This window comes from Pseudoxanthomonas sp. YR558 (assembly GCF_900116385.1).
GTDB lineage: Bacteria > Pseudomonadota > Gammaproteobacteria > Xanthomonadales > Xanthomonadaceae > Pseudoxanthomonas_A.
In genome coordinates this window covers 1,763,751-1,775,460 of the sequence record NZ_FPCI01000001.1, presented here as the reverse complement: position 1 = coordinate 1,775,460, position 11,710 = coordinate 1,763,751, and the positions used below count along the sequence as shown (strand labels likewise).

Below are 11,710 nucleotides of genomic sequence, written 5' to 3'. Positions count from 1 at the left end.
TACCGACATGACCCATACGAAAACCGCCCTTCTGTGCGCCGCCGTGCTGGCCGGCCTCGTCTCCACCGCGCATGCCCAGCAGACGCAGCTGACGCCGGCGCGCGACCGCATCACCGACGAGGCGATCCACGCCGACCTCACCGGCTACGAGCACACCCAGGGGCGCATCCAGGCGCTAAACGATGGCGGCCGACCGGTCCGCGACTACCACCTGTCGAAAGCGCAGTGCTGGCTGGACGTCTCGTTCCACGAGTATTCGCGCAACGACCGCAGCGCCTTCCCGCAGGAAGCACTGAGCGAGTCTGAGAAGCTGATCGTCGGCATGGAGCAGGGCGTCACGCCGCTGCCGACCGACACGCCGCTGGTGAACAACGCCGCGCGCGTGCGCGAGGATCTCTGGAAGCGCTTGGGCGCGATCCACGGTACGCCCGGCTTCGCCTGCGCGCAGCAGGCGGTCGCATGCGGCGAAGTGGAGCTTGTGCACGCCGGCAATGAGTTCAACCAGCAGCAGTGGCGCCACGCCAAGCCGTACATCCAGATCGCCGAAGACTGGGTGAGCGATGCCGAAGCGCTCTCGCGCCAGTGCGGCGCCACGCCGAACACGCCGGCGGTGTTGCCGGCGGACACGGTGTTGACCGCGAACGTGTTGTTCGAGTTCGACCGCTCCGGCCGCAACGACATCCGCGCCTACTCGTTGCAAAGCCTGGATCGCGAACTGGCCCGCCTGCGCGAAGAAGGCCTGACGCTCACCGGCATCGAGCTGGTGGGTCACGCGGATCGACTGCAGGGCCGTGGCCACGACTACAACCAGGCACTGTCGGAGCGTCGTGCACAAACCGTGCGTGCGCTGCTGGTCGAGCGCGGCATTGACGCCAGCAAGGTCAGCTACAGCTTCAAGGGCGACGGCGAGCAGGTGCAGCAGTGCGACGGTGTGAAGCCGCAGGCTGCCTTGCGCGAATGCCTGATTCCGAACCGCCGGGTCGAGGTTCGGTTCAGCGTCGCGCGATAAGCACGTCCCTGTGGATGCCGTGACGCGGCGTTGCCGCGTTCTCGGCGGTGTCGGGCGGGTTCCGGGAGTTATGGGACAATCGAGCGTCCGCCTCTCGGTTCGGTTTCCTGCATGCGCGCAACATCGCGGTTCTCATGGATGGTGGGCGGCGCGATGCTGTCGCCCGCGGCATTGGCGGTCGATGGCACGTCACAGGGGGCGGAGACGCTGGACCGCGTGGTGGTCACCGCGACGCGGCTCGAAAGCGTCACTGCTTTCGATACGCCGGCCTCCATCGACGTGGTGTCGCTGGGCGACGGCGGCGCGCGCACGCAGGCCGCACTGTCCGACGTGCTGGACGGCATTCCCGGGCTGCAGGCGCGCGAGCGCCAGAACCTCGCGCAGGACACACAGCTCTCGATCCGCGGTTTCGGCGCGCGTTCCACCTTCGGCGTGCGTGGCGTGCGCCTGTATGCCGATGGTGTGCCGGCGACGATGCCGGATGGCCAGGGCCAGGTGTCGCACTTCAGCATGCTGGGCGCGGACCGTGTCGAAATCCTGCGCGGGCCTTTCTCCGCACTGCACGGCAACTCGTCCGGTGGCGTGATCCAGGCATGGAGCGACCTTCCCGAAGAAGGACGCGATGCGCGGCTGCAGGCCAGCGCCGCGAGCCACGACACCTATCTGCTGGGCGCACGCCTGCGAGGTGCGGGCGATGTCGTGGGCTACAACCTGGCGGCCTCGGTGCTTGATACGCAGGGCTACCGCGAGCACGCGGCCGCACGCCGCGAGTCGTTGAATGTCCTGCTGCGTTTCCGCCCTGGCACGGGCACGTTGGATCTGGTCGCCAATCATTTCGATGCGCCCGATGCGCAAGACCCGCTGGGACTGACGCGGGCGCAGGCGTGGCAAGCGCCACGGCAGGCGTCGCCGGTGGCCATCGCGTTCAACACGCGCAAGTCGGCTTCCCAGGACCAGATGGGTGCGGTCTATGCGCTCCCGTTCGGCGAGGGACACCAAGTGCGGGTGATGGGGTATGGCGGTCAGCGCGACGTCGAGCAGTTCCTCGCCCTGCCGGTTGCAGCGCAAGGGAATCCGCTGAATTCCGGTGGCGTCATCGATCTGGACACCACTTACGGTGGCGCCGATCTGCGTTGGTCGTGGCAAGGGCAGCTCGCGGGGCAACCGGTGGAACTCACGGCCGGCCTCAATGCGGACCGGCAACGCCAGCGGCGCCGCGGCTACGAGAACTTCGTCGGCCTCGTGCTGGGTGTGCGCGGCGCTTTGCAGCGGGATGAACGCAACGAAGTGGAGAACGCGGACCAGTACCTGCAGGCCTGGTGGAAGTTTGCACCGCGCTGGTCATTGCTGACGGGCACGCGCCGCAGCCGCATCACCTTCACGTCCGACGATGCCTACGTCACCGCGACCAATCCCGACGACAGCGGAAGGGTCGCGTACGACCGTGTCATGCCGGTGGCAGGCTTGGTGTTCGCGCCGGAAGACGCGCTGCGCGTGTATGCGTCGATCGGTCGAGGTTTCGAGACACCGACCTTCAACGAACTGGGCTATCGCGCCGATGGCGCCGCCGGCCTGGCCTTCGACCTGCGACCGGCGGCCAGCCGCAACCTCGAGCTGGGCACGAAGTGGCGCGCGGCAGGCGGGACGACGCTGGAAGCGGCGGTGTTCCGTGCCGATACCGACGACGAACTCGCCGTGGCGCGCAATGTCGGTGGACGCAGCAGTTACCGCAACGTGGGCGCCGCACGCCGGCAGGGGTTCGAACTGCAGTCGGATGTGCCGCTGGGCGATGCGTGGCGGGTGCAGTTCGCCTACACCTGGCTGGACGCGACCTTCCGCGACAGCTTCCCGATCTGCACCGCTGCCGGTTGCACCACGCCCGGCGTGCAGGTCGCCGCGGGAACCCGGATCCCCGGCATTGCGCGCCAGCAGGCATCGCTGCGGTTGCGCTGGCAGGGCGAGCGCTGGCAGGCCGCGGCGCAGCTGGTCGGCATGGGCGATGTCACCGTCAACGACACCGGCAGCGAACGTGCGCCGGGCTATGGGTTGCTCCATCTGGAAGCGGATCGCGCGTGGTCGTGGGCGAACGGACGCCTGCAGGTGTTCGGCCGCATCGACAACGCAATGGACCGGTTCCACATCGGTTCGGTGATCGTCAACGAAGGCAACGGGCGCTTCTACGAACCCGGCGCCGGACGCACCTTCACGTTGGGTGCCCGCTGGCACTGGGCTGCCCAGTGATGGGTCATTCGGCGCCGCGCGGTAGGTAGACACTGGCGCGCAGGCCGCCTTCATTGCGATTGGACAGCTGTACCTCGCCACCGTGCGCGAGCACGGTGTGCTTCACCGAGGCCAGGCCGAGTCCGATCCCGCCGGTGCTGCGATTGCGCGATGCCTCGCCGCGCACGAAGGCCATGAACAGCTGTTCCGTCTGCGCCGGATCGATGCCAGGACCCTCGTCATCCACGCAAAGACGATAGCCCTGTCCTTCGGGCGACAGCGTGATGCGCGCGCGATGCCCGTACTTCAGCGCGTTGTCGACGAGGTTGCCCACCATGCGCCGCAGCGACAGCGGATCGCCTTTCATCGGCGCAGGCGCGCCGGGCTCGACATGTACATCGTGCCCCGTGTCGCGCAGGCTGTCGGCCACGCCTGCGACCAGCAATCGGAGGTCGAGGGGCTCGCGCAGTGGACGGCGGTTCTGGTCGTGGATGAAGGCGAGGGTGGCATCGATCATCTGCGACATCTCGGCGATGTCGGCACTCGCCTTGTCGCGGCTTTCGTCCGGCAATGCATCCAACCGGAACGCCAGACGCGCGAGCGGCGTACGCAGGTCGTGCGCGATGGCGCCTGCCATCTCGCTGCGCTCCTGCAGCAGACGGTCCAGGCGCGCCTGCATGGCGTTGAACGCGGCGGCTGCGCTGGCGAACTCGCTGGGGCCGGTCAATGGCAGTGCCGGCGCGCCGCTTTCGCGTCCCATGCGGTCGGCCGCGCGGGTGAACTGGCGGATCGGTGCGGCAAGCGCGCGCGAGAACCACCACGCCAGGGGCAGCAGGGCAAGCATGCCGGCGAGGAACAGCGTGGCGAGCCGGATCATGAAGCTCGTGCGGTTGCGCGTGTTCTCGACGACGCGCCAACGTCCGTCGGTCTGTCGGAACGCGGCGACGAAATCGCCCCGCAGCGGGGCATCCGGTCGCCATGCCAGTGGGAAGCGTTGCGCCGCCGGATTGCCTGCGTCTTCCGGCGGACGGGTGGGACCGTCCATGGGGGGTGCCTGCATCCCGGCGCCGGCCATGGGCGGCGGTCCGCCCGGCGCACGCTGTGCCGGCGAGAACGGCTGCGGCCCCTGCAGGTGATAGAAGTGCACATGCTGCGCGTCGCTGCCCAGCCATTGCGCAAGCAGGTCGCGCACGAAGGGCGACGCGCGGTAGCGCGCAGGGTCCGGGATGGGCGGTTGTTCCGCGTCGTAGACCTTCAGGTCCGGACCGGTCGCGGGCATGCGCGATGACAGCAGCGCCGTCAGTTCGCTGAAGGCGATGCCGTCCACCGGCGGGCGATACAGCAGTACCGCCATGCCGATCGCGTACGCCACCGCAAGCGCGGCCAGCAGCAGAAGGAACGTCCGCGCGAACAGCGGCATGCGGCGCAGGCGTGCGCTCATCGGCGCACGACCGACGGCAGCAGCATGTAGCCCTCGTTGCGGATCGTCCGGATCATGTCCGGACCGCCACGTTCGCTGAGCTTGCGACGCAAGCGGCTTACCTGGCTGTCGATGGCGCGGTCGTAGACATCCACGTTGTGGCCGCGCGCGTAGTCCAGCAACTGGTCGCGGCTCAGGACACGTTGCGGGTGCTCGACGAAGGTGCGCAGCAGGCTGAACTCGCCATCGGACAGCGTGATGTGCATGCCCGTCGGATCGCGCAACTCGCGCCGCGCCACATCCAGGCTCCAGCCATCGAAGCGGTACTGCAAGCCGCCGGATGGCGCGGGCTCGCCTTCCGCTGCGGGCGGATTGCGCCGCAGCAGCGCCCGTACGCGCGCGAGCAACTCGCGCGGGTTGCAGGGTTTGGCGAGATAGTCGTCGGCGCCGACTTCCAGGCCGATGATGCGGTCGGTGTCGGTACCGAGCGCGCTGAGCATGATGACGGGCGGGCCACCCTCGTTCGCCAGCCGACGCGCCGCCGACAGGCCGTCCTCGCCCGGCATCATCACATCGAGCACGACCAGGTCCGGCCGTCGGCGAGCGATCGCTTCGCGCATGGTCGCCACATCGGCCGCCACCTCCACGTGATAGCCGTGGTCGCGCAGGAAATCGCCGATCAGGGTGCGCAGTTCGGGGTCGTCGTCGACCACCAGGATGTGGGAGCTCAGGTCCATCGTGCAGCGTCGCAGGCGGCGTCCATGGGAAGTATGCGCCATCCCGGGACCGGCCCTACCGAGGAAAAAAGTGCCGCCACGCGGTGTGGCGGCAAGGATTTCCGGGGATTGAGGACACGGTTGGTCTGACGCCAACACCAAGGCAGCGTGCCCGCTACGCATGGCGCCGGTGTGTCGGCGTGTGGCGCTGTGTGTCGTGTGGCATTTCGAACGGCGACACAGGGGCAAATCCACGCGACATCGCCCGCGCAGGCTCACGACTCTCCCGACACCGGTGCACGCCATGCCCGCTCCTTCACTGCGTCTGCTCACCCGCGACAACGGGGTGGGCCTCAGCCGCGACCTCAGGTTGATGGCGGAGGGCCTGTTCCATGCCGGACTGGACTGCGAGCGGGTTGCGTTCGGCGCTGGTGGCCGTTCTGGCAAGGCGATGGAGCTGGATCTCTGGGCGAGCCGACTGCGCCACGGCCGTCTCGATGTGCAGGTGTTCCTCGAGCGCGTCTATCCGCGCTGCCTGCCGTTGGCAAAACGCAACGTGCTGGTGCCCAACCCGGAATGGCTGCTCGACAAGTGGCAGCCGTTGCTGCCGCGATTCGACCTGGTCCTGTGCAAGACCCGGCATGCGCAGCGGTTGTTCGAGGCGCGCGGGTGCCCCACGGCGTATCTCGGCTTCACCAGCGATGACCGGCGCGATGTGTCGGTGGCGCGCGAACGCGCTTTCTTCCATCTCGCCGGCAGCAGCGCGTCGAAGGGCACCAAGGTACTGCTGGCGGCCTGGCGCCGGCACCCGGAGTGGCCGCGACTTACCGTCGTCCAGGCCGAGCGCCATGCACGCCGAGGGCCGGCTGCGACGAACATCGAGCATCACGTCGGCTACCTCGACGACAGTGCGCTACGGTGGTTGCAGAACCGGCACGTGTTTCACGTCTGCCCCTCTGAAGTCGAGGGCTACGGTCATCATCTCGTCGAGGCGATGAGCGTGGGCGCGGTGGTATTGGCGACCGATGCAGCGCCGATGAACGAGCATGTGACGCCGGACCGTGGCGTGTTGATGAAGGCGCTACCCGGTCGGAGGCAAGGGCTGGATACGACCCATGAGGTCACCATCGAGGCGATCGAACGCGCGGTCGACTATGCCTTGTGCCTCACGGGTTGGCAGCGCGCCGCGATGGGCGAGGCGGCGCGCACCCATTTCCTTGCGGGCCGCCGCGCGTTCCATGCGCGCGTGCAGGCGACCGTACCCATGCTGTTTGGCGAGACGACCCCCGGCCTCGCCACCGGGTGTGCTTCGTGAGCGCGCGTCGTCTTCAACAACAGGCCTGCCTGGCCGACGCTCTCAGAGAAGCCGCGAGCCGTACGCAGGCGGGTCATGTACGGCGCCGCGTGTTCGTCGTCGGCTGCCCCCGTTCCGGCACCACACTGCTGCAGTCGCTGCTGCATGCGCACCGTCAGATCCGATCACAACCGGAGACCCACTTCCTGCCGATGATGCTCGGCAGTGAGGAGCACCGTCGTTGCGATGCCGACCGACCCCGCGCGCCCATGGCCCGTTTGAGGCACTGGCGTCGCGATGCGTTCACACGCTGGTCGCTGGTCGATCCGCGCCGCGCCAAGCGCACCTGGACGTTCCTGCGCCAGCTCAACCTTCCCGTCGATGCGCCGGACCGGGATCGATGGCGGCTCGCCGCGCAGCTGCACGCGTTCGTGCGGACCCTCGACGCCCATGCCTTGGCCATGCACAAGCCGATCTGGGTCGAGAAGACGCCTGATCACCTGTTCTACATCGACCATCTGCGCAGCGGCGTGCCGGACGCACGCTTCATCCATGTGCAACGCGAAGGCACGCAGGTTGTCGGTTCGTTGTACCGCGCCGCTCGCGACCATCCCGGTTGGCGACCGTTCCTGTCGTTGGAGAAGTGCGTGGACCGCTGGGACACTGCGCGACGTGAAAGCGAACGCTGGCGCAACGATCCACGCCACCTGCACGTGAGCTACGAAGCACTGGTGCGGACGCCGCGCGATACGATGGGCCGCGTGCTGGCCTTCCTCGGTTGCGAACCCGACGACACGCTGTGGTCGCGTTATCGCACCCTCGCTGGTGGCCTGATCCGCACGGACGAGCCGTGGAAGGCGGGCAACCTGGAACCCCTGCAGGCGCGCGATCCGTTCGGCGATGTGCTCGACGCCGCGCAGCGTCGCTGGGTGGAATCCGCCCTTGCCAGCCGCGTGGGCATACGCGCGGTCGCACACCTGCCGGCATCGCGTGCGACGAGGCTGACACAGGCCGGCATTCGCATGCCACACGCGTGATTCATGCTGCATCCGTGTTCCGCCCGGCATGGTGGGACGGCACGGTGGCCAACCTCTCCCACGTCCCGTTCCGTCCCCCGTGCCGGCTTTGCTCCATCGTCGCCCGTGTTCACCCTGATCCTGCGAGGAAATCGCGTGTCTTACGTTCCTTTCCTGCGTGGCCTGGCGCTCGCCGGGCTGACCATCGGCCTTGCGGCCTGCTGCACGCCGTTCCCTCATGCGCACCGTTCGTTGCCACACGCCTTCGGGCCCGGTGGGCCGCCACCTCCGCCACGGGGCCATGGCGATATGCCTTTCCCGCCGCCCGATATCGATGCAGCGATCGCGACGTGTGCGGACGAACTCGACTTGCCCCCTCCTTCGTCCGGTGACCGTGACGCGCCCCCGTCAGCATTGAGCGATGACCAGCGGGCGCTACTGGACGCCTGTCTCGAGGATCGGGGATATCCGCCTCCGCCGGGCGAACCCCACGACATCGAAGATCCTGTGTGACCCTATCCGTCGTGCAGGAGGGAGTGAGCTGCGATCAGTGGTCGGCTCGCGTGGTAGTGCGTGCCGCCTGATCCGCGTGCGCACGCGCCGGATACGGACGTGCTGGATCGCCTCATCGCAGGCGTCTCCAGTGCGGCCGTCATGGCGTTCGCGCTGATGGTGCTGCTGTTTCAGCATCCGACGGCGAAGTTGGCCGAAGGGGAAGCGTCGCCGCTGCGGTTGCGCTTCATCGTCCGGGAACGCGCTTCCCCGGACGCCGTGATGGACCCTGCACGCCTCGATGCTGCGGCGCGTAGCGGTGCCACGTCGCATGCGCCGCCCATGGCACAGCCCACATCGGCTGTCGCGACGTCCACGCAGCCGGTGCCGTCGCAGATGCGTCTGTATGGGCGCGACGGGCGCGTGCGTGTGCCCGAGGGCATCGGCGCCTTGCCGCCCGCACCCGGGCAACCGCCCGGCAGCCCGCCGGATGGGCGGCAGGCGGGCGCGCGCGGGCCGTTCGATCGCGTCAATCCGGTCGAGTACCGCGAGACCCGTTTTGATCGCGTGTGGCGAGGCAAGGGCACGGCGGGCGACGTCGCGCTGGAGAACGCGCACGGCACGGTCACGGGCGGGGCGGTGAGTATCCCGCTCGGTACGGGCGACCAACCCGCGCGCGCACGGCCGCCGCCGCCGGTGCGCTTCAATCCCGCCTTGCACGAGCGGATCGCGGACCTGGGTAGCGAAGCCACTGGCGATGCGTACAAGGCTGCGCCGATCGCGGAGGAGCCGGCGCCGGGACTGGAGGGGGCAGCGAGTCGGGCCATTCGCGGCCAACTGGCGCTGCTTGGCCGCGACTTCGCGCACTGCAAAGCATCGCTTTTCGCCGACTTCGCGCGACCGGTGCGCCTGCACCTGTCCCAATTGGAGGGCATCGAGTACGCGTTCGCGCATGGTGCCGATCCCGTGCGCGCCGAACACCTGTTGCCGCGCGAAGCGGATATGGCCTACACCCTGGCGCGGCGCGCCCTGTGGCACGCCCGCAAGAAGCTGGTGTCCTGCGATCGTTGAGCGCGGGCTAGGGTGTCGTGTGCTGGGTGGAGCGCACGCGCGCGACGTACTGCATGATGTCCACGAAAGGCGCCACCCAGTACACATCGGGATGGGCGGCAAGGTGCCGCAGCAGCGCGTCGTGTGCTTCGTTCGATACCGACAGGTAGTCGCCGCCGATGCCATGGAAGGTGAAGCTGACCAGGGTGCCGCGTCGCGCGGCTTCCTCGACGCGCGCGATCAGCTGCTCGCCAGTGACGCCCACCGGGACATCCACCGGCACGGCCGCGACATCGAGCGTCGCCATGTCCACCACCACGCCGCCCTGGCCCAGCTTGATACCGACGAACTCCGACGCCACGGCATCGATGTAGTTGCCGTCCTGCGCCTGCGTGTCGCCGCAGGGCACGGTCATCGTGCGCGCGGTACGGCCATCCAGCGCGGCGAGCATGACGTTGGCGAGGCGCACCTGATCGGCCATCTGCGCGACCGTGGTCGTGTCGAGATCACGATGCGGCGGCACCCACGCCCGATCCGGCAGCGAAGAAGAACACTGGTGGAACAGGCTGTGGTTGCCGAGCTCGTGCCCACGATGGGCAGCCTCTACCCACGCCTCCCGACGCGTGCGCAGCGTGTCCGACGCCAGCGTCAGGTAGAAGCTGCCCTTCAGGCCGTGCCGGTCCAGCGCCGGGATCGCATGGTCCAGTTGCGACGGCAGCGCGTCGTCGTAGGCGAGGCTGACGGCGGCTCGCTTGCCGCCCGGCCAGGCAAACGGTTCCGCGGCGAGTGCGTGCGTCGCCACCAGCAGCAACGCCAGCGGCCAGCAGCGCATCGGGCGCAGCGAGAATGTCACGGCGTCAGTTAACCAGCGTCTGGATCGCGCGCGCCGGGATGGTGACCACGGTCGAGGCCTGGCCGACGTAGAAGTTGTAGGCGATCTCCTTGTCGGTCGGATTCATCACCACCGTAGCCAAGCGTCCGTCCGGATTCACGAAGGACGTCGCCAGCAGTGTGCTGCGGCTGGTGGCGGTGCTGACGCGGCGAGCTTCCGGGCGGATGAACTTCGAGAAGTGGCCGATGTAGTAGTAGCTGGGCGTATAGATCAGTTCGCCCGTGCGCGTATCGGCATGCAGCGGGGCGAAGCAGAAGTTGCCCACATGGTTGGGGCCGCCCTTCTCGTCCAACAGCATGTTCCAGTCGGTCCAGCCCACGGCGCCATTGTTGAAGTCGTTGATCATCGACGTGCCATAGCGTTCGGCGTTCGGCCAGTACTGGTAGCGCGCGGGGTCGAATTTCTCCACCGCCGCCTCGGTCAGCAGCACGGGCTTATCGGGGAAAGCCTGCGTCACCGCGGCGACGTTACGGAACATCGGGTCGAAGCCCGCCCAGGTCTCGTACCAGTGGAAGCCCAGGCCCCAAGCGTACTTCGCCGCCTCGGGATCACCGAGGATCACTTGTGCGCGGTACAGCATCATGTCGCGGTTGTGGTCCCACACGATGATCTTCTTGTCGGCGAAGCCGGCCTTGTGCATCGTCGGGCCGAGGTAGTCCTTGAGGAAGTCGCGCTCTTCTTCCGCCGTGTAGAGCATCGATTCCCAGGTCTGAGTGGCCATAGGCTCGTTCTGCACGGTGATGCCCCAGATGGGGACACCTTCCTTCTCGTACGCCTGGATGAACTTGACGAAGTAGTTCGCCCACGCCTGGCGGTACTCGGGCAGCAAGGCGCCGCCGCGCAGCATGTGCTTGTTGGTCTTCATGAAGGCCGGCGCGCTCCACGGGCTGGCGAACAGCGGCAGGTCGCCGCCGGCGGCCGCGATGGCCTGCTTGATCATCGGCAGGCGTGCCTGGCGGTCGTGGTCGATCGAGAACGACGCCAGCGCTTTGTCGCCTTCCTTGACGTAGGTGTAGCTGGCCGAGCTGAAGTCCGAGCTGTGGATGGTCGTGCGCGCCAGCGAATAGCCGATGCCGGCATCCTTGTCGTAGTACGCCTTCATGAACTCGCCGCGCTTGTCCGGCGACAGCGTGGCGTACACCTCGGCGGTGGAATCGGTGATCGCGCCGCCGATACCCAGCATCGACTGGAAGCGCTTCGCGGGATCGACGAAAACCGAATTCTCGACCTCGGTGAGCTTGTGGCCGGCCTTCAAGGTGGCGGTGCCGGTCTTGCTCAGGCGCTGCCCGGTGTCCTGCGCGGTGGTGTAGATGGTGACGGTCGCCGACGTCGGCATGGGAGTCTCCCGGGGTTGCGCGGCATCGGCGTGCGTCAGGCCGGCGGCCATCGTCACGCCCAGCGCGACGGCGGCGAACATACGGGTGGAATGCATCGTGGTGCCTCTCGAAGGTGGATGCAGTGCCGGCAACGGCTTGCCGGACACGCGGTAGTTGACAGCGCTGTCATACCGTTGGTACATCTTGGTGTCAACCGTAAGCGGTGTTCGGTGGCGGGACGCGCGATGCAGGGCACATCGCATCGCGCGTCCATCGCACTGATGT

The 11,710-nt window shown here is 67.9% G+C and carries 9 protein-coding genes; 5 read left to right on the top strand and 4 right to left on the bottom strand.

Going from position 1 to position 11,710, the window contains the following annotated elements; genetic code table 11:
- The first annotated feature begins 7 nt into the window (after nucleotides 1-7).
- Together BM365_RS08480 and BM365_RS08475 are read left to right on the top strand one after the other, a co-directional pair.
- Nucleotides 8-1,009 carry an OmpA family protein gene (locus tag BM365_RS08480; protein WP_093488272.1) on the top strand — a complete coding sequence of 334 codons (1,002 nt, stop codon included), beginning with the start codon at nucleotides 8-10 and terminating at the stop codon, nucleotides 1,007-1,009.
- A gap of 111 nt (nucleotides 1,010-1,120) precedes the next feature.
- The gene (locus BM365_RS08475; protein WP_233210916.1) at nucleotides 1,121-3,250 is read left to right on the top strand and encodes a TonB-dependent receptor family protein; all 2,130 of its coding nucleotides are present in this window, start codon (nucleotides 1,121-1,123) and stop codon (nucleotides 3,248-3,250) included.
- Between the two features lie 4 nt (nucleotides 3,251-3,254).
- Here BM365_RS08475 and BM365_RS08470 read toward each other — a convergent pair whose 3' ends face one another.
- Nucleotides 3,255-4,670: a sensor histidine kinase gene (locus tag BM365_RS08470; RefSeq protein WP_093488270.1), complete on the bottom strand. Its 1,416-nt coding sequence runs from the start codon at nucleotides 4,668-4,670 to the stop codon at nucleotides 3,255-3,257.
- Nucleotides 4,667-5,386 (bottom strand): response regulator, encoded by a 720-nt coding sequence (locus tag BM365_RS08465; RefSeq protein WP_093488268.1) that lies wholly within the window; start codon nucleotides 5,384-5,386, stop codon nucleotides 4,667-4,669. The genes BM365_RS08470 and BM365_RS08465 overlap by 4 nt, the downstream gene beginning before the upstream one ends.
- 283 nt (nucleotides 5,387-5,669) lie before the next feature.
- Between BM365_RS08465 and BM365_RS08460 the strand changes: the two genes are divergently transcribed.
- From BM365_RS08460 to BM365_RS08450, 3 genes are all read left to right on the top strand, one after another.
- Nucleotides 5,670-6,680, top strand: a complete 1,011-nt coding sequence (locus tag BM365_RS08460) for a glycosyltransferase (protein ID WP_093489611.1) — start codon at nucleotides 5,670-5,672, stop codon at nucleotides 6,678-6,680.
- On the top strand, nucleotides 6,677-7,696 hold the full coding sequence (locus BM365_RS08455) for a sulfotransferase family protein (protein ID WP_158253533.1): 1,020 nt from the start codon (nucleotides 6,677-6,679) through the stop codon (nucleotides 7,694-7,696). The genes BM365_RS08460 and BM365_RS08455 overlap by 4 nt, the downstream gene beginning before the upstream one ends.
- A gap of 591 nt (nucleotides 7,697-8,287) precedes the next feature.
- On the top strand, nucleotides 8,288-9,238 hold the full coding sequence (locus tag BM365_RS08450) for a hypothetical protein (protein WP_139227362.1): 951 nt from the start codon (nucleotides 8,288-8,290) through the stop codon (nucleotides 9,236-9,238).
- 7 nt (nucleotides 9,239-9,245) lie between these two features.
- Here BM365_RS08450 and BM365_RS08445 read toward each other — a convergent pair whose 3' ends face one another.
- Together BM365_RS08445 and BM365_RS08440 are read right to left on the bottom strand one after the other, a co-directional pair.
- A complete protein-coding gene (locus BM365_RS08445) occupies nucleotides 9,246-10,070 on the bottom strand; it encodes a polysaccharide deacetylase family protein (protein ID WP_233210918.1) in 825 nt (274 codons plus the stop codon).
- A gap of 4 nt (nucleotides 10,071-10,074) precedes the next feature.
- On the bottom strand, nucleotides 10,075-11,445 hold the full coding sequence (locus BM365_RS08440; RefSeq protein WP_093489608.1) for a glycoside hydrolase family 30 protein: 1,371 nt from the start codon (nucleotides 11,443-11,445) through the stop codon (nucleotides 10,075-10,077).
- Nucleotides 11,446-11,710 lie beyond the last annotated feature (265 nt).